This window comes from Rhizobium sp. CB3090, from assembly GCF_029714285.1.
GTDB lineage: Bacteria > Pseudomonadota > Alphaproteobacteria > Rhizobiales > Rhizobiaceae > Rhizobium.
Map to the genome: position 1 here is coordinate 1,496,939 of NZ_CP121662.1, position 18,209 is coordinate 1,515,147.

At 60.0% G+C, this 18,209-nt stretch carries 18 protein-coding genes and 1 riboswitch; of the genes, 10 read left to right on the plus strand and 8 right to left on the minus strand.

All coding sequences use genetic code 11. The features are described 5' to 3' along the window. Nucleotides 1-65: 65 nt before the first annotated feature. The 7 genes from QA646_RS07295 to sugE all read left to right on the plus strand — a co-directional run bounded on the left by QA646_RS07295 (nt 66) and on the right by sugE (nt 6,812). Nucleotides 66-2,075: an acetyl/propionyl/methylcrotonyl-CoA carboxylase subunit alpha gene (locus QA646_RS07295; RefSeq protein WP_283058375.1), complete on the plus strand. Its 2,010-nt coding sequence runs from the start codon at nt 66-68 to the stop codon at nt 2,073-2,075. A gap of 100 nt (nt 2,076-2,175) precedes the next feature. Beyond that, nucleotides 2,176-3,303, plus strand: a complete 1,128-nt coding sequence (locus QA646_RS07300; RefSeq protein ID WP_283058377.1) for an S-(hydroxymethyl)glutathione dehydrogenase/class III alcohol dehydrogenase — start codon at nt 2,176-2,178, stop codon at nt 3,301-3,303. A 78-nt stretch (nt 3,304-3,381) separates the two neighbouring features. Continuing rightward, nucleotides 3,382-4,145 (plus strand): IS5 family transposase gene (locus QA646_RS07305; RefSeq protein WP_283055990.1). Its coding sequence is split into 2 segments (ribosomal slippage): nt 3,382-3,712 and nt 3,712-4,145, totalling 765 coding nucleotides; the frame shifts between segments, so codons are not numbered across the junction. A 239-nt stretch (nt 4,146-4,384) separates the two neighbouring features. After that, nucleotides 4,385-4,960: an S-(hydroxymethyl)glutathione synthase gene (gene gfa, locus QA646_RS07310; protein ID WP_283058378.1), complete on the plus strand. Its 576-nt coding sequence runs from the start codon at nt 4,385-4,387 to the stop codon at nt 4,958-4,960. Between the two features lie 89 nt (nt 4,961-5,049). Continuing rightward, the gene (locus QA646_RS07315) at nt 5,050-5,514 is read left to right on the plus strand and encodes a YaiI/YqxD family protein (protein ID WP_283058379.1); all 465 of its coding nucleotides are present in this window, start codon (nt 5,050-5,052) and stop codon (nt 5,512-5,514) included. Beyond that, complete coding sequence (gene fghA / locus QA646_RS07320; RefSeq protein ID WP_283058380.1) at nt 5,511-6,344, plus strand: S-formylglutathione hydrolase; 834 nt, start codon at nt 5,511-5,513, stop codon at nt 6,342-6,344. The genes QA646_RS07315 and fghA overlap by 4 nt, the downstream gene beginning before the upstream one ends. A gap of 153 nt (nt 6,345-6,497) precedes the next feature. Beyond that, the gene (sugE, locus tag QA646_RS07325; RefSeq protein ID WP_283058382.1) at nt 6,498-6,812 is read left to right on the plus strand and encodes a quaternary ammonium compound efflux SMR transporter SugE; all 315 of its coding nucleotides are present in this window, start codon (nt 6,498-6,500) and stop codon (nt 6,810-6,812) included. Nucleotides 6,813-6,825: 13 nt separating this feature from the next. On the opposite strand, the gene QA646_RS07330 is transcribed toward sugE, so the two are convergent. The 8 genes from QA646_RS07330 to QA646_RS07365 form a co-directional block, all read right to left on the minus strand. Further along, on the minus strand, nt 6,826-7,212 hold the full coding sequence (locus QA646_RS07330) for a DoxX family protein (RefSeq protein ID WP_283058383.1): 387 nt from the start codon (nt 7,210-7,212) through the stop codon (nt 6,826-6,828). Between the two features lie 137 nt (nt 7,213-7,349). Further along, nucleotides 7,350-7,742, minus strand: a complete 393-nt coding sequence (locus QA646_RS07335; protein WP_283058384.1) for a DoxX family protein — start codon at nt 7,740-7,742, stop codon at nt 7,350-7,352. A gap of 120 nt (nt 7,743-7,862) precedes the next feature. Continuing rightward, nucleotides 7,863-9,395, minus strand: coding sequence for an acyl-CoA carboxylase subunit beta (locus tag QA646_RS07340; RefSeq protein WP_283058385.1), 1,533 nt, complete (start codon nt 9,393-9,395; stop codon nt 7,863-7,865). A gap of 62 nt (nt 9,396-9,457) precedes the next feature. Further along, nucleotides 9,458-9,934 (minus strand): hypothetical protein, encoded by a 477-nt coding sequence (locus tag QA646_RS07345; protein ID WP_283058386.1) that lies wholly within the window; start codon nt 9,932-9,934, stop codon nt 9,458-9,460. Nucleotides 9,935-10,004: 70 nt separating this feature from the next. Then, nucleotides 10,005-10,790: an ATP12 family chaperone protein gene (locus QA646_RS07350; RefSeq protein WP_283058387.1), complete on the minus strand. Its 786-nt coding sequence runs from the start codon at nt 10,788-10,790 to the stop codon at nt 10,005-10,007. Nucleotides 10,791-10,799: 9 nt separating this feature from the next. Next, nucleotides 10,800-11,453: an HAD-IA family hydrolase gene (locus QA646_RS07355; RefSeq protein WP_283058388.1), complete on the minus strand. Its 654-nt coding sequence runs from the start codon at nt 11,451-11,453 to the stop codon at nt 10,800-10,802. Then, the gene (locus QA646_RS07360) at nt 11,450-12,448 is read right to left on the minus strand and encodes an RluA family pseudouridine synthase (protein WP_283058389.1); all 999 of its coding nucleotides are present in this window, start codon (nt 12,446-12,448) and stop codon (nt 11,450-11,452) included. The genes QA646_RS07355 and QA646_RS07360 overlap by 4 nt, the downstream gene beginning before the upstream one ends. 213 nt (nt 12,449-12,661) lie before the next feature. Further along, nucleotides 12,662-13,195, minus strand: coding sequence for a copper chaperone PCu(A)C (locus tag QA646_RS07365; RefSeq protein WP_283058390.1), 534 nt, complete (start codon nt 13,193-13,195; stop codon nt 12,662-12,664). A 183-nt stretch (nt 13,196-13,378) separates the two neighbouring features. Then, nucleotides 13,379-13,466: riboswitch (glycine riboswitch) on the plus strand. A gap of 147 nt (nt 13,467-13,613) precedes the next feature. On the opposite strand from QA646_RS07365, the gene gcvT reads away from it, so the two are divergent. From gcvT to gcvP, 3 genes are read left to right on the plus strand one after another with little or no spacing between them, the layout of a single operon-like run. Continuing rightward, the gene (gene gcvT / locus QA646_RS07370; RefSeq protein WP_283058391.1) at nt 13,614-14,750 is read left to right on the plus strand and encodes a glycine cleavage system aminomethyltransferase GcvT; all 1,137 of its coding nucleotides are present in this window, start codon (nt 13,614-13,616) and stop codon (nt 14,748-14,750) included. Between the two features lie 28 nt (nt 14,751-14,778). Further along, a complete protein-coding gene (gene gcvH, locus QA646_RS07375) occupies nt 14,779-15,141 on the plus strand; it encodes a glycine cleavage system protein GcvH (RefSeq protein ID WP_283058392.1) in 363 nt (120 codons plus the stop codon). Continuing rightward, entirely contained in the window at nt 15,141-18,005 is a 2,865-nt protein-coding gene (gene gcvP, locus QA646_RS07380) for an aminomethyl-transferring glycine dehydrogenase (protein WP_283058393.1), read from the plus strand. Before gcvH ends, gcvP begins: the two co-directional genes overlap by 1 nt. Nucleotides 18,006-18,209: the final 204 nt, after the last annotated feature.

Below are 18,209 nucleotides of genomic sequence, written 5' to 3' on the forward strand. Positions count from 1 at the left end.
GCATGGACCGCCGGCGCGATTTGTGGCTAAAACGCTGACAGGGCTATGCATTGGGCGGAGTTTCCATGTTCAAGAAAATCCTGATCGCCAACCGGGGCGAGATCGCCTGCCGCGTGATCAAGACGGCGCGCCGGATGGGGATCCTGACGGTGGCGGTCTATTCCGACGCCGATCGTGACGCTCTGCATGTCGAAATGGCTGACGAAGCCGTGCATATCGGTGCCGCCCCCGCGGCCGAAAGCTACCTCGTTGCCGAAAAGATCATCGCGGCCTGCAAGGAGACCGGCGCGGAAGCGGTGCACCCGGGCTACGGGTTTCTCTCCGAGCGTGCCTCCTTTTGCGAGGCGCTGGAGAAGGAAGGCATCATCTTCATCGGTCCGAAGCCGAAGGCGATCAGGGCGATGGGCGACAAGATCGAATCGAAGAAATTCGCCAATGCCGCCAAGGTTTCCACAGTGCCCGGCTATCTCGGTGTCATCGACGATGCCGACCACGCTGAAAAGATCGCAGCCGAGATCGGCTATCCCGTGATGATCAAGGCCTCCGCCGGCGGCGGAGGCAAAGGCATGCGCATCGCCTGGAATGCCGAAGAAGTGCGCGATGGTTTCGAGCGTGCGCGCTCCGAGGCGAAAAGCTCCTTCGGCGACGACCGCGTCTTTATCGAGAAATTCGTAGTCGATCCCAGGCATATCGAAATCCAGGTGCTGGCGGATGCCCACGGCAATGTCGTCTATCTAGGCGAGCGTGAATGCTCGATCCAGCGCCGGAATCAGAAGGTTGCAGAAGAGGCGCCCTCGCCTTTCCTCGACGAGGCCACGCGCAGAGCCATGGGCGAACAGTCCGTCGCGCTCTCCAGGGCGGTCGATTATCAGAGCGCCGGAACGGTCGAGTTCATCGTCGATCGCGACCGCAATTTCTATTTCCTCGAAATGAACACCCGCCTGCAGGTCGAGCATCCGGTTACGGAGCTTGTGACCGGTATCGATCTTGTCGAACAGATGATCCGGGTCGCCGCCGGCGAAGAGCTGCCTTTTGCCCAGGATGACATCAAGCTGAACGGCTGGGCGATCGAAAGCCGACTCTATGCCGAAGACCCCTATCGAAACTTCCTGCCTTCGATCGGCCGGTTGACCCGCTATCGTCCGCCCCGCGAGGGCAAGACCGGCCATACCATCATTCGCAACGACACCGGCGTCTTCGAGGGCGCTGAAATCTCCATGTATTATGACCCGATGATCGCCAAGCTCTGCACCTGGGCACCGACGCGGCTCGAAGCTGTCGAGGCCATGGGCGAGGCGCTGGACGGTTTCGTCGTCGACGGCATCGCACACAACATGCCGTTCCTGTCGGCGCTGATGAAGCATCCGCGTTGGCGCGAAGGCCGCCTTTCCACCGGCTTCATCGCCGAGGAATATCCGGGCGGTTTTGCGCCGATGATGCCGGACAAAAGCGAATCGGCGATACTTGCCGCCGTCGCACTCTCTTGTGGCTTTGTCGATGCCAACCGCCGCGAGCGCTATGCCGACAGGCTACGGCCGGCGGCGGGGCCGCTGCGTGAGGAGTGGGTGGTCAAGCTCGGGGCAGACTATGTTCCCGTGACGCTGCAGGACGGGCTCGTGACCATTCCATTCGAGATGGAGATGCAGATCGACGGCGGGACTTTGGCCGTCGCGACCGAGTGGCGCCCGGGCGATGCCGTCTGGGCCGGAACGGTTGGCGGGCGGAAGGTAACGGCTCAAATCCGCCCTTTCCTCAACGGCCTGCGTATCGACTGGCAGGGACTTTCCGCCCAAGCCAAGGTCTTCACGCCGCGCCAGGCGGAACTAGACAAGCTGATGCCCGTCAAACTGCCGCCGGACACGTCGAAGCTCCTGCTCTGCCCAATGCCCGGCCTTGTCGTCGCTATTGCCGTTGCGCAGGGTCAGGAGGTCAAGGCCGGCGAAACGTTGGCGATTGTCGAGGCGATGAAGATGGAGAACGTCCTGCGCGCCGAGCGCGACTTGATCGTCGGGAAGATCAATGCAAAACCGGGCGAGAGTCTTGCGGTCGATGCCGTGATCATGGAATTCGCCTAATTCGTATTCGGTACGAAACGCCCGATTTTTCGCTTGAGCCACCCACAGCGACCATGCCAATGTCGCGCTAACCAAATCATTAATTTAGAGGGAGGAAACAATGGACGTACGCGCCGCCGTAGCCGTTGCCGCCGGTAAACCGTTGGAAATCATGACCGTTCAGCTCGATGGCCCGAGGGCCGGTGAGGTGCTGGTCGAGGTCAAGGCGACCGGCATTTGCCATACCGACGATTTCACGCTGTCGGGCGCCGATCCGGAGGGCCTGTTTCCGGCGATCCTCGGCCATGAAGGCGCCGGCATCGTCGTCGATGTCGGCCCCGGTGTGACCTCCGTCAAGAAGGGCGATCACGTCATTCCGCTTTATACGCCCGAATGCCGCGAATGCCCCTCCTGTCTCAGCCGCAAGACCAATCTCTGCACGGCGATCCGCTCCACCCAAGGCCAAGGCCTGATGCCGGATGGAACGTCGCGCTTCTCGATCGGCAAGGACAAGATCCATCACTATATGGGCTGCTCGACCTTTGCCAATTATACGGTGCTGCCGGAGATTGCCGTTGCCAAGGTCAACCCGGACGCCCCCTTCGACAAGATCTGCTATATCGGCTGCGGCGTCACCACCGGCATCGGCGCCGTCATCAACACCGCCAAGGTGGAGATCGGTTCAACCGCGGTCGTCTTCGGCCTCGGCGGCATCGGTCTCAACGTCATCCAGGGCCTGAAGCTGGCAGGGGCCGACATGATCATCGGTGTCGATCTCAACAATGACAAGAAGGAATGGGGCGAACGCTTCGGCATGACGCATTTCGTCAATCCGAAGGAAATCGGCGACGACATCGTGCCTTACCTCGTCAATATGACGAAGCGCGGTGCCGACCAGATCGGCGGAGCGGATTACACCTTCGACTGCACGGGCAATACCAAGGTGATGCGCCAGGCGCTGGAAGCCTCGCATCGCGGCTGGGGCAAATCGGTGGTCATCGGCGTTGCCGGCGCCGGCCAGGAGATTGCGACGCGGCCGTTCCAGCTCGTCACCGGCCGCACCTGGATGGGCACGGCCTTCGGCGGCGCGCGCGGCCGCACCGATGTCCCGAAGATCGTCGACTGGTACATGGAAGGCAAGATCCAGATCGATCCGATGATCACCCACACCATGCCGCTCGAAGACATCAACAAGGGTTTTGAGCTGATGCATTCGGGCGAGAGCATCCGCAGCGTGGTGCTTTACTAGGCTGTAGTGACGAATTAAGGAATTGGGGTTCCGTTTTGGGAGCAAATCAGATTCAACGCTGACTTTTGGAGGTCGGCGATGGATGGTGAAATTCTTCGAGATGATCAATGGGAGCGTCTGAAGCCGTTCGTTCCCGGCGGGCGCAAAGGTCGACGCGGCCCCCGCAGCGACGGGCGCCGGTTCTTCGATGCGATCTTGTGGCTGGCCCGATCCGGTGCACGTTGGCGTGACTTGCCTGAAGATCGTTTCGGCCCCTATCAGACGGTCAAACGACGTTACTATCGCTGGATCGAACAGGGCGTATTCGACCGGATTTTCGAAGCGGTGACAGCCGCTCCGGACATGGAGTGGCTGTCGATCGATGCCACGGTGATCCGGGCGCAGGCACAAGCGGCTGGCGGGCGCCGTAAAAGGGGGGAACGAAAGCCCAGGCTCTCGGTCGTTCCCGTGGCGGATTTGGTAGCAAAATCCATGCAGTAGTGGATGCACTCGGGCTACCGGTTCGTTTCCACCTTGGCCCAGGCCAGCAGAACGATATGGCGCCGGCCTGTGATCTCGTGCGGGGATTGCCTGCCAACCAGGTGCTCGCTGACCGCGCCTACGATGCCGACAGCCTGCACGACATCATCCTTGACCAAGGCGGCGAGCCGGTCATCCCGCCGCGTCGTCATCGCAAGTATCAGCATGGCTATGATCGCATTGCTTATAAACAGCGATGGGGCATCGAGAGCTTCTTTGCCAAGCTCAAACAGTGGCGTCGCATCGCAACGCGATACGACAAACTCGCCGCCAACTTCCTCGGCTTCATCAAGATCGCAAGCATCATGATCTGGCTTAAATAGTTAAATCGTCACCACAGCCTAATGCATGTCGCGCAAAAGTGTGCGGCGGTTTTGCGAAAACGGCATGCACAAACAACAATCTAAAGCATGGGAGCGAATCTGAAAGATCGCGACGAGCTTTAAGGCGATCGCCAATCCAGATATGCGGGAGAATCTTGCACGACTTTGAATGGCACGCGGCCTTTCCAAATCGATACTGATTTGGGGGCCGTGGGCAACCAAGGAGGAGGAAGCTGAACATGCCAAGTCAAGTATCGATACATCCGGCGCTCGACGGCGGAGTGAAGGCCGGACAGGCGAATTTCAGCGGTGGGACGCTGGTTTGCGCCTGCACCGATCGCCCCGTCAAAGTCGCCATCACCGGTGGGATTGCTCATAACCACGCCTGCGGCTGCACGAAATGCTGGAAGCCGAATGGCGCGGCCTTTTCGATCGTTGCCGTCACGCCGCATGAAAACGTCAAGGTCCTGGAAAACGGCGATAAGCTTGCGGTCGTGGATCCTGACGCCTTGATCCAGCGGCACGCCTGCAAGGAGTGCGGCGTGCACATGTACGGCCCGGTAGAGCGCGATCACGCCTTCAAGGGCCTGGATTTCATTCATCCCGAACGTTTTCAGGAAAGCGGCTGGCCCGAACCCACCTTCGCCGCATTCGTCTCGTCGATCATCGAGTCGGGAACGCCTCCATCTGCCATGGCCTCCGTTCGCAGCCGGCTGAAGGAGCTTCGCCTTGAGCCCTACGACTGCCTGAACCCGACGCTTATGGATGTTCTCGCAACCTGGGCTGCGAAAAAAGCGGGCACATTAAGGGAATAAGTCTGGCCACTGCTGGCGGACTTCGCTAAACCGCGACTGCGCGTTCGGCCGGATGCGCAGCGCTCTCCAATGAAGCAATTTCTGCTCCCATGATCTACGTCGATGCCGATGCCTGTCCGGTGAAGCCGGAAATCTTGAAAGTGGCCGAGCGCCACGGCATCGAGGTGACGCTCGTCGCCAATTCTGGCCTCCGCCCGTCGCGCGATCCGATGGTGAAAAACATCATCGTCTCCAACGCTTTCGACGCCGCCGACAATTGGATCGCCGAACATGCCGGTCCTGGCGATATCGTCGTAACGGCCGATGTGCCGCTGGCCGGCCGTTGCGTCGCCTCCGGCGCGCTGGTGACCGGACCGACTGGCCGTGTTTTCGACAATGCCAATATCGGCATGGTCACCGCGATGCGCGATCTTGGCGCACATCTGCGCGAGACCGGCGAAAGCAAAGGCTACAACGCCGCTTTCTCGCCACGCGACCGCTCCGCTTTTCTCGAAACCTTCGATCGCCTTTGCCGGCGTGCCAAAGCTCATAATTCGCCTGGAGGTCAGTCTTGAACATCATTTCCCAGAACACCGCTTTCGGCGGCATGCAGGGTGTCTTTTCGCATGAATCGGAAGCTTGCCAGTGCGAGATGACCTTCGCGGTTTTCGTGCCGCCGCAGGCGATCAAGGAGCCCTGCCCGGTCGTCTGGTATCTCTCTGGCCTCACCTGCACCCATGCCAATGTGATGGAAAAAGGCGAATATCGCCGCATGGCGGCCGAACTTGGCCTGATCGTTGTCTGCCCGGATACCAGCCCGCGCGGCAATGACGTTCCTGACGAATTGACCAATTGGCAGATGGGCAAAGGCGCCGGCTTCTATCTCGACGCCACCGAAGAGCCTTGGGCCGAGAACTATAAGATGTACACCTACATCACCGCGGAACTGCCAGCCCTCGTCAGCCAGCAATTCCGCATGGACATGAGCCGGCAAGGCATTTTCGGCCATTCCATGGGCGGCCATGGCGCAATGACGATTGCTCTGAAAAATCCGGATCGTTTCAAGAGCTGCTCTGCCTTCGCCCCGATCGTGCAGCCCTCGACCGCCGATTGGTCGGCGCCGGCGCTTGAAAAGTATCTTGGTGCCGACAAGACCGCATGGCGGAAATACGACGCCTGCGCATTGGTCGAGGACGGGGCGCGCTTTCCGGAATTCCTGATCGACCAAGGCAAGGCTGATAGCTTCCTTGAAACAGGTCTGCGTCCATGGTTGTTCGAAGAGGCGATCAAAGACACCGGCATCGGCCTGACACTGCGCATGCACGAGCGCTACGATCACTCCTACTATTTCATCTCCAGCTTCATGGACGATCATCTGAAGTGGCATGCCGAACGGCTGGCATGAAACGGGTGGCATAGCAGCCATGCCGTCCCCAACTTGAAAGAGCGATTCAACTGAGGCATATATTTCCCCGCGCAGACGACTGCGGCGGGCGGCACTTGATTGCCGGCCATAAGACACCGCGGGGACGGCCTTGCTCTTAAACGGGAGCGTAACATGGCTTGGTTCTTGCTTTTCCTCGCAGGTCTGTTTGAAATCGGTTGGGCCGTCGGCCTGAAATATACCGAAGGCTTCACACGACCGATTCCAACGTGTCTCACCATCATTTCTATGGTGGCGAGCGTCGTGCTACTTGGTCTGGCCGTGAAGACCTTGCCGATGGGCACGGCTTACGCCGTCTGGACCGGTATCGGCACGGTCGGCACTGTGCTGCTAGGCATCTGGCTGCTGGGCGATCCCGCGACCCTCGTTCGCCTGTTCTGTATTGGCCTGATCGTCGCAGGCATTGCCGGGCTCAAGCTCGTCGCCTGAGCCTTAAGTAGCATTATGAGCGCTGGCGATTGTCCAGCGCCCAGACGCCTGGTCCCGCAAACGCCAGGAACAGGAAGATGAAGCAGAACAAGATCGGGCCGTCGCCCTCATTGTTGGCTGGGAAGAAGCCCATTGGTGCATGCACCATGAAATAGGCGAAGGCCATTTCACCGCTGAGGATGAAGGCGACGGGCCGGGTGAAGAGCCCAACCAGAATCAGAATGCTGCCGACAAGTTCGATCACACCGGCTACGAAAAACAATGTCGAGATTTCAAAGGGCGCCGGGGGAAAATCGAAGAGCTTTTGCGTTGCGTGCTCGAGGAACAGCAGTGCGGTCACGATTCTGAGGATCGCAAGAGCGGCGGGCTGATATTGCGACAGGCGCTCGAAAGCCGACATGAAAATCTCCGTTTGAACTGAGAAGGCGGCCAGTACCTCTAGGGAATATGGTCGCTTTCCACTGATGTCGGAGTCAACACGCGAACGGCGAAATTATTCGCCGGGCTTGGATATCGATCCGAGCCCGGCGATTGCATTTATTTGCTGCGATTGTCGACGGCCAGAAGGCCCGGGCCTGCGAAGACCAGGAACAGGAAGACGAAGCAGAACAGAATTGCCCCATCGCCGCCATTGTTGACCGGGAAGAAGTCCTTCGGCTGATGCGCCATGAAATAAGCGACCGCCATATTGCCGCTCAGAATGAACGCAACAGGGCGCGTGAAGAAACCGAGGAGAATTGCAAGGCCGCCGAAGGCTTCCAGAATGCCCTGAACCAACATCAGTGTGGGCAGCGGACCATCAGCATGACCACCAGCCGGGAAACCGAAAAGCTTCTGCATCCCGTGTTCCATAAACAGGAGGCCGATTATGACGCGTAGCAAGGTTAAGGCATAGGGCTGATATTGGTTCAAGCGTTCGGAAAGTGTCATCTTTTACTCCAGTTTATCTTCTGGGAGTCACTATTAGTTTGTATGTAGGCGCAGGTGAAGACACGGCTTCTGACAGTCGTTCAATTTTCCGTGTAGAATCCGTGACTTGTTGTCACATATTTAAAGGGGAATATTATCGTGCTTCTTCCAGGGATTGGTCAGATCCTTGTTGCGCAGCATTCTGAGCCCCTGCGCCAGCCGCCGCCGGGTCGAGTGCGGCATGATCACTTCGTCTATATATCCGCGTTCGGCGGCGACGAAGGGTGACAGAAAGCGGTCTTCATACATCTTCGTATGCGCGGCGATCTTGTCGGGATGGGCGATATCCTTGCGGAAGATGATCTCGACAGCGCCCTTGGCACCCATGACGGCGATCTGTGCCGTCGGCCAGGCATAGTTCAGGTCACCGCGAAGATGTTTCGACGCCATGACGTCATAGGCGCCGCCGAAGGCCTTGCGGGTGATGACGGTGAGTTTCGGCACCGTGGCTTCCGCATAGGCGAAGAGCAGCTTGGCACCATGCTTGATCAAGCCGCCATATTCCTGCGCGGTCCCCGGCAGGAAGCCGGGTACGTCGACAAAGGTGACGATCGGGATATTGAAGCAATCGCAGAAGCGCACGAAACGCGCCGCCTTGCGCGAGGCGTCGCTGTCGAGCACGCCCGCCAGCACCATCGGCTGATTGGCGACGAATCCTACCGTCGCACCCTCGATGCGGCCGAAGCCACAGACGATGTTCTTGGCGAAGCTTGCCTGAATCTCGAAAAAATCCCCCTCGTCCGCCACCTTCAGGATCAGCTCCTTGATGTCGTAGGGCTTGTTGGCATTGGCGGGGATCAGCGTGTCGAGCGAGCCGTCGGGATCGGTGACCGATTGATAGCACTCGATTTCCGGGAGGGCCGCGGTATTCGACTGAGGCAGGAAATCGATGAGCCGGCGCACCTGCAGCAGCGTGTCGATGTCGTTGTCGTAGGCAGCGTCGGCAATCGAGGACTTCGTCGTATGCACCGAAGCGCCGCCAAGCTGCTCCGAGGTTACCGTCTCGTTGGTGACGGTCTTCACCACGTCAGGGCCGGTGACAAACATGTAGGAGGTGTCGCGCACCATGAAGATGAAATCGGTCATAGCCGGCGAATAGACGTCCCCACCGGCGCAGGGGCCCATGATGATTGAGATCTGCGGAATGACGCCGGAAGAGAGCACATTGCGCTGGAAAACCTCGGCATAGCCGCCGAGCGCCGCCACACCCTCCTGAATGCGCGCTCCGCCGGCATCATAGATGCCGATGATCGGGGCGCGGTTTTTCAGCGCCATATCCTGGACCTTCATGATCTTCTCGGCATGCGCTTCCGAAAGCGAGCCGCCGAAGACGGTGAAATCCTTGGCAAACAGGAAAACGGTGCGGCCGTTGACCGTACCCCAGCCGGTGACCACGCCGTCGCCGGCGATCTTGGTTTTGTCCATGCCGAAATCGATCGAGCGATGCTCGACGAACATGTCGAACTCCTCGAAGGAGCCTTCATCGAGGAAGATTTCGATGCGCTCGCGCGCCGTCAGCTTGCCGCGCGCATGCTGCGCATCGATACGCGCCTGCCCGCCTCCGCGTCTTGCGATCTCCCGGCGACGTTCCAATTCCTGCAGGATTTCTTTCATGATGGCCCTCTTCTCCGCTTATCCGGCTTAGCATGGCACGGCAGCAGTTTGAAGCCGTCGGCTCAGTTCACCAGCGTCGGCGTTTTCAGGACGAAGATGGAGCGGATGCGGGCGGCGATATCTTCGGCCATGAGATTATCGGCCGCAATCGGGTCCGGAGTGAAATTCGCCGTATCGAAAGAGGCGATGGCAAGCACGGCGCCGGTATCGACGGCAGCAGCATCGATATTGATTTTCGCCGTGTTGCGGTCGTGGTTGAAGCTCCCTGCCTTGCGAACATCCGTCAGGCGGATGGTGAGCGACACCTTCGGCAGGGGTGTATCGCGGGTCGTCACGGCGATGGCCGCATTGACGCGTTCGTTGAGGCTCGAAATCAGCGCAGGAGAAACAGGCGGCACTGCCTGATCGGCAACCACGGTGGCACTGCGCACATCATAGGCCGGGGTGGACGGCTGCGGCGTGAGCGACCAGCTCGAGCATGCCGCCAGCGCCAAACATCCTGCGAGCGCCGATATCGCACCCGACCTCAACGATAACATGATTCGCGTCCCGAAATTCCCAACCCGTGGGATGCAGATTTCGATATAACGGACTGTAAATCAACAATATTCAACTGCGAAGCGCGGAAAAAACATCCGTGGCCGCCTGAAACTCTTCGAAGCGCTGGGCGCGGCGCTGCTCGGCCTCTTCGTCACGGCCCCAATGTTCGATCGTCCAGTCCTCGTCGAGATGAGCGAGCGACCAGACGTCACCGAGCGGCAGCCGGCCTTCGGCGAAAGCGAGTGCCAGGATCGCCGAGCCCGTCAGCGTCGTGATCGTGTGCAGGCTGGCGAGTTCCAGCGGCGTGTCGTATTTGCGCAGCGTCACGGCAAACGCGGCGATTGCCTCGCGCGGCTGCTCCTGGTGCATGACGCCTTCGGCCAGGATGAAGCGGGCGCCGAGTTCGTGCGCGGCCCAGTCGATCAGTGGATTCCACCGGTCCGATTGCCGCTCCACCAAGCGCTCCGGCCCATCTGCGCGATAGCAGAGCAGATCGCTGGAGGAAAAGCGCAGGATATCCTCGAATACCGCCTGGCTGTCGCTTGCGACGCCATCGAGCGCCGTGTTGACCAATCGCGTCACCGGCATGCCGGCAGGATCGATGACATCGACCTGCCGGGTCCACTCGGCCGCAACCAGCTTTGCCAGTGCCTCGGTCGGCACGGCGAGCGATCGGCGTGCGGGCGTCCTTACCACCTTGCCGTCCAGCTCGATCACATGTCCGTCTTCGCTCTCGCGGATGCTCACATCCTTGTAGAAGCGTTTCGGCAGCGGCTTCTTCATCTGAATCTGCGCCCGACGGATGGGATCAGGATGGCTCAGACCTTCGGAAAGGTCATTCAATAGGTCGCGCATGGCGTCACCTCACAGAATATGGCTCAACAGGTCGTTCGGGTGATGGGCGATCCTGTCGGCGCCTGCGGTCAGCAGTTCTTCCACCGACGCATAACCCCAGGCCACACCGATAGCCGTCGCACCCGCCGCTTTTGCCATCTGCATGTCGTAGATCGCATCGCCGATCACGAGCGTATCATGCGGGTCCATGCCCGTTTCGCTGCAGCATTCCATGACCATCGCAGGATGTGGCTTCGAGGGGCAATCATCGGCGGTGCGCGAGACCACGAAATAGGGCGTAAAGCCATTCACTTCAAGGATATGCGTCAGGCCGCGACGCGACTTGCCGGTCACGGCGCCGATCAGCAATTCATCGTGGGCAGCCAGCGTTTCGACCAGCGGTTTGATGCCGTCGAAAAGCGGGGTTTGCATATCTCCCTCGTCGCGCACGCCGGTAAAGATCGACTTGTAATGCGCCGTCATCGCGATCGCCTCGTCATCGACATGCGGCTTGCCCTGCATGCGTGCAATGGCGATATCCAAAGTCAGGCCAATGATCGACTTGGTGGAGGCGACATCGGGACGCTTGTAGCCGAAATCGACAAAAGTGCGCGCCATGACCTCATGGATCAGCCGGGCGCTGTCGACCAGCGTCCCGTCGCAATCGAAAAGCACCAGCCTCATTCGTCGTCCGGCTCCCCCGCCGATGCCTCGTCAAAGCCGAGAAGGTTCCAGGTCTGTACCATATGCGGCGGCAGCGGCGCGGTGACGCGCAGGCGCCCGCCATTCGGATGCGGGATATCGATATGGCGAGCATGCAAATGCAACCGCTTCTGAACGCCGCCGGGAAAATCCCAATTCGGATCGTCCTCGAAATATTTGGGATCGCCGATGATCGGATGGCCGATATGCAGCGCATGGACGCGGAGCTGGTGCGTGCGGCCGGTATAGGGTTCCATTTCAAGCCAAGCGAGGCGCTGCGCGGCGGTTTCGACGACACGGTAATAGGAGACCGCGTGATCGGCACCCTCCTCGCCATGTTTGGCGACGCGCATCCGGTCGCCATCGGCGGTCGCTTCCTTCACCAGCCAAGTAGAGATCTTGTCCTCATGCTTGCGCGGCACGCCCTTCACGAGCGACCAATAGGTTTTCTTGGTGTCGCGCTCGCGAAAGGCGGCCGTCAGCTTCTGTGCGGCACCGCGGGTACGTGCAACGACGAGGACGCCGGAGGTGTCGCGATCGAGGCGATGCACCAGGCGCGGCTTCTCGCCCTTCTGGCTCGTCCAGGCCTCCAGCATCTTGTCGATATGGCGACTGACGCCGGAACCGCCCTGCACGGCAAGCCCGGCCGGCTTGTTCAGCACATAGACCTTGTCGTCCTCGTGCAGAAGCATGCGTGCCAAAAGCTCGGCATCGCCGGAATGCTTAAGCTCCTTGCCGGCGATGGGACCGCTCTTCGACGCCTTGGCATCGACATCCAGCGGCGGCACGCGCACCATCTGTCCCGGCTGCACGCGCGCGTCCGTCTTTACACGGCCGCCGTCGACGCGTACCTGGCCGGACCGCATCAGTTTCTGCAATTGCCCAAAGCCGAGCCCTGGAAAATGTACCTTGAACCAGCGGTCGAGGCGCATGCCGGCCTCGTCGGGCTCGACCTTGATATGCTCAATCCCGGCCATTCTTCTTCTTTCAAGAACCACGGCATGAGTCCAAAGCGCCAAACGGTTTCGGACAAGATCATGCCAAATCAAACGACTGGGGCGGCTTTGCCCCAGCGCCGGGTCATCCCGGCCTTTTGAGGTGGCTTTAGAGCATTTCGACGAAAAGTGGAAACCGGAATTATCTAGGGCTGGAATTTTCTGTCAGCGCCGCATCTTCGCGCTAGGCAAACCTCATTTTGCGTTCGGTGCGACGACAGGCAGGTTGATATCGACCATGCCCGCCCTATCGAACATCAGCATCACCGGCACCGTGCCGCCCTGCTTGAACGGCGTCTTCACCTGCTTGAACATCATGTGCAGGCTGTTCGGCGAAAGCGTCACGGTCGCGCCGGCGGGAATGGCGATGCCCTCTTTGACTTCTCGCATCTTCATCACCTCGCCCTGCATCTTCATCTCGTGCAGCTCCACCTTTCCGGCGGCCTCGGACGTGACGGAGGTCAACCTGTCGTCGCTGCTGCCGCCATTGTGGATGGTAATGTAGCCGCCACCGACGGGCTGGCCTGGCAGCATGGCGCGGACATAACCGCCGCTGATGTCGAGATCGCCGAGCTTGGCGGTCGCCGAATTCGCCGGCGCCTTGTCCGAATCCATATGCATTCCGGGCATTTTGCTCATGTCATTGCTCTGCTGGGCCATGGCGGCCGCAGTGGAGAAGGAAAGTGCGGTCGCCGAAATCAGCAATGCGGCGGCGAGTTTGCGGTTCATCATTGTCTCCTGCCCAGCTCCTCTGTTCACCTCATGGGATAGCCTCCGGAAACGGGATTGCAAAGTCCCCTGCATCGATCGGTCGCGCATATCGGCATTTGCTCAAACAAAAGACACGACAAAAATTTGTTTCAGGGCGACATTTGCCCCTTGCCATCCTTGGTGACTACCAGATAATGGCAGTCAACCTTGTTGGGAGAATCCGGCGCAAGCCGGTGCCGAAGGAGCAACCGCCCCGGAAACTCTCAGGCCAAAGGACCAACAAGGGGCAGACGGAACTCTGGAGAGAAGCGCGCAAGCGCTCGCCGAAGGGATAACAATCTCAGGCAAACCGACAGAGGGGGCTCATCGTAAGGCGCAGCCGCGCCGAAATTTTGAGCTCTGCGCTTTTGCTAAGCGCAAACCCCGGAGGCGTCATTTGGACGAGACCGCTGCCCTCAAGAAAACACCCCTTCATGCCCTGCATCTGTCGCTCGGTGCCCGGATGGTGCCGTTCGCCGGCTATGAGATGCCGGTGCAATATCCCGCAGGTGTGCTCAAGGAGCATCTCTGGACTCGCGCATCGGCCGGCGTCTTCGACGTCTCGCATATGGGGCAAGTCACGATCCGCGCCCGTTCCGGCAAATATGAGGATGCGGCTTTGGCGCTGGAAAGCCTGGTGCCGGTCGATATTCTCGGGCTCGCCGAAGGCCGTCAGCGCTATGGTTTCTTCACCGACGATAAAGGCGGCATTCTCGACGATCTGATGATCACCCATATGGATGATTATCTCTTCGTGGTCGTCAACGCCGCCTGCAAATATGCAGATCTCAAGCATCTTCAAGATCATATCGGCGATAGCTGCGAAGTCACCTTACTTGATCGCGCCCTCATTGCGCTGCAGGGACCGCGTGCCGTTTCGGTTCTCGCCGAACTCTGGGCGGATCTCGCCTATATGAAGTTCATGGATGTCCGCCATTGCCGCCTGCATGACGTTTCCTGTCTTGTCTCCCGTTCTGGCTATAGCGGCGAAGACGGCTTTGAGATTTCCGTGCCGGCCGACAAGGCTGAGGATATTGCCAAGCGGCTGCTCGAGCATCCCGACGTCCAGCCGATCGGCCTCGGCGCTCGCGACTCCCTGCGCCTCGAAGCAGGGCTCTGCCTTTATGGCAACGACATCGACCAGACGACGACGCCGGTGGAAGCCGCCCTCGAATGGGCGATCCAGAAAGCCCGCAAAACAGGCGGTGCTCGCACTGGCGGCTTTCCTGGCGCCAGCCGCATCCTTGCCGAACTAGACAATGGCGCGTCGCGCCGCCGCGTCGGTCTGAAGCCGGAAGGCAAGGCGCCTGTGCGCGGCCACGCCAAGCTTTACGCCGACGCCGAAGGCAAGACCGAGATCGGCGAAGTCACATCTGGCGGCTTCGGTCCGAGCGTCGAAGCGCCCGTTGCCATGGGCTATGTGCCCGTCGGCTTGGCTGCGCCGGGGACGCGGGTATTTGCCGAGGTTCGCGGCAAATACCTGCCGGTCGCCGTCTGCACCCTGCCTTTCGTCACCCCAACCTACAAACGCTGAAAACATCATATTCCAGAGAGGATCCTCCATGCTGAAATTCACCGAAGAACACGAGTGGCTGAACATTGAAGGCGATGTTGCGACCGTCGGGATTACGGCGCATGCCGCCGAACAGCTCGGCGATCTCGTTTTCGTGGAATTGCCCGAGATCGGCGCCAGCTTCTCCAAGGGTGACGATGCCGCGACCGTCGAATCCGTCAAGGCGGCTTCGGAAGTCTATTGTCCGCTGGACGGCGAGATCATCGAGGTCAACGAAGCCATCACCGCCGATCCGGCGCTCGTCAATTCCGACCCGATGGGCGCCGGCTGGTTCTTCAAGCTGAAGCTTAGGAATGTCGCCGATATCGATGGTTTGCTGGATGAATCCGGCTACAAGGAGCTCATCGCGTAATGAATACGCCTACGGAATTCACATTCACGGATTACCAGCCTTACGATTTCGCCAATCGCCGCCACATCGGCCCGTCTCCGTCGGAAATGGCCGATATGCTGAAGGTGATCGGCTATGACAGCCTCGACGGGCTGATCGATGCGACGCTGCCGCCCTCCATCCGCCAGAAGGCGCCGCTCGCCTGGGCTGCGCCGATGACGGAACGCGAGGCGCTCGACAAACTGCGCGAGACCGCCAACAAGAACAAGGTGCTCGTCTCGCTCATCGGCCAGGGCTACTACGGCACGATCACGCCGCCGGTCATCCAGCGCAATATCCTGGAAAACCCGGCCTGGTACACGGCTTATACGCCCTACCAGCCGGAAATCAGCCAGGGCCGCCTCGAGGCGCTGCTGAACTACCAGACGATGATCTGCGATCTGACAGGCCTCGACGTTGCCAACGCCTCGCTGCTCGACGAAGCGACCGCTGCCGCCGAAGGCATGGCGATGGCCGAACGTGTGGCGAAATCCAAAGCCAAGGCCTTCTTCGTCGATGCGGATTGCCATCCGCAGACCATCGCATTGATCAAGACCCGCGCCGAGCCGCTGGGCTGGACCGTCGTCGTCGGCAATCCCTTCACCGATCTCGATCCGGTCGATGTCTTCGGCGCTATTTTTCAGTATCCGGGTACGCATGGTCACATCAATGACTTTACCGGCCTGATCTCAAGGCTTCATCAGACCGGCGCCATCGCCGTCGTCGCCGCCGATCCGCTGGCGCTGACGCTGCTGAAATCGCCGGGCGAAATGGGTGCCGATATCGCCATCGGTTCGTCGCAGCGCTTCGGTGTGCCGGTCGGCTATGGCGGTCCGCATGCCGCTTACATGGCCGTCAAGGATGCCCATAAGCGCTCAATGCCCGGCCGCTTGGTCGGCGTTTCCGTCGATGCCCGCGGCAACCGCGCCTATCGCCTGTCGCTGCAGACGCGTGAGCAGCATATTCGTCGTGAAAAGGCGACGTCGAACATCTGCACCGCGCAGGTGCTGCTCGCTGTCATGGCGTCCATGTATGCCGTGTTCCACGGTCCGCAGGGGATCAAGGCCATTGCCCAACAGGTGCATCAGAAGGCCGTATTGATGGCAAAGGGGCTGGAAAAGCTCGGCTACAAGATCGAACCGGAGACTTTCTTCGACACGATCATCGTCGAGGTCGGTCATATGCAGGGCCTGATCCTGCGCGCGGCTGTCGCCGAAGGCGTCAATCTGCGCAAGGTCGGCGAAACCAAGATCGGCATGAGCCTCGACGAGCGCTCGCGCCCCGCAACGCTGGAAGCCGTCTGGCGCGCCTTCGGCGGTAATTTCCGTCTTGCCGACTTCGAATCCGGCTATCGCCTGCCGAAGAATCTGTTGCGCACAAGCGAATATTTGACGCATCCGATCTTCCACATGAATCGCGCGGAAAGCGAGATGACCCGCTATATCCGCCGGCTCTCCGACCGTGACCTGGCGCTCGACCGCTCCATGATTCCGCTCGGTTCCTGCACGATGAAGCTTAATGCAACGGCTGAGATGCTGCCGATAAGTTGGCCGGAATTCTCGGATATTCATCCTTTCGTGCCAGCCGATCAGGCCCTCGGCTATCGCGAGATGATCGATGATCTGACGGAAAAGCTCTGTGCCGTAACTGGCTATGACGCCTTCTCGATGCAGCCGAATTCCGGCGCGCAGGGCGAATATGCCGGTCTGCTCACCATCCGCAACTACCACATCGCCAATGGTCAGGGGCACCGCGACATCTGCCTGATCCCGACCTCGGCGCACGGCACCAATCCGGCCTCCGCACAGATGGCCGGAATGAAGGTGGTCGTCGTTAAGGTCAGCGATGACGGCGATATCGACATGGGGGATTTCCGCGCCAAGGCGGAGCAATACGCCGCCAATCTCTCTTGCTGCATGATCACCTATCCGTCGACGCACGGCGTTTTCGAAGAGACGGTGAAGGAGATTTGCGATCTCGTGCATATGCACGGCGGTCAGGTCTATCTCGATGGCGCCAATATGAACGCCATGGTCGGCCTCTCCCGCCCCGGCGATATCGGCTCCGATGTCAGTCACCTGAACCTACACAAGACCTTCTGTATCCCGCATGGCGGCGGCGGTCCCGGCATGGGTCCCATCGGCGTCAAGGCGCATCTGGCGCCACACCTGCCCGGCCATCCGGAGACGGACGGCCGCAGCGGCGCGGTGTCTGCGGCGGCCTTCGGGTCGGCTTCGATCCTGCCGATCTCCTGGAGCTACTGCCTGATGATGGGCGGCGAAGGGCTGACGCAGGCGACGAAGGTTGCGATCCTCAACGCCAACTACATCGCGGCACGGCTGAGCGGTGCTTACGACGTGCTCTATAAGTCGAAGACCGGCCGTGTGGCGCACGAATGCATCATCGACACGCGTCCGCTGGTCGATAGCGCCGGCGTCACCGTCGATGACGTCGCCAAACGCCTGATCGATTGCGGCTTCCACGCACCGACCATGAGCTGGCCGGTTGCCGGCACGCTGATGATCGAGCCGACCGAATCAGAAACCAAGGCTGAATTAGACCGCTTCTGTGAGGCTATGCTGGCGATCCGCGAGGAAGTCCGCGCCATCGAAGAAGGCCGGATGGACAAGATCGACAACCCGCTGAAAAACGCGCCGCACACGGTCGAAGATCTTGTCGGTGAGTGGAACCGGCCCTATTCCCGCGAACAGGCCTGCTTCCCGCCAGGCGCCTTCAGGGTCGACAAATACTGGTCGCCCGTCAACCGCGTCGATAACGTCTACGGCGATCGGAACCTCATCTGCACCTGCCCGCCGGTGGAGGCATACGCCGAAGCCGCGGAGTGAATGCTTTCCAAAAAAGCGAAGCGGCTCAGCCGCTTCGCTCATAGCCGACATAAATCTATTGCGAAAAATCACTATGACAGCGCCGCATGTCCGATCGGACGCGCGGCGTTTTTGATAGCGCGACGAAAGACGGCGCTGGAAGTCGAATAGAAAAAATCAATTTGAGAACTGCCACGCAGATGTCAGCGCCTACCTGCTGCCGAC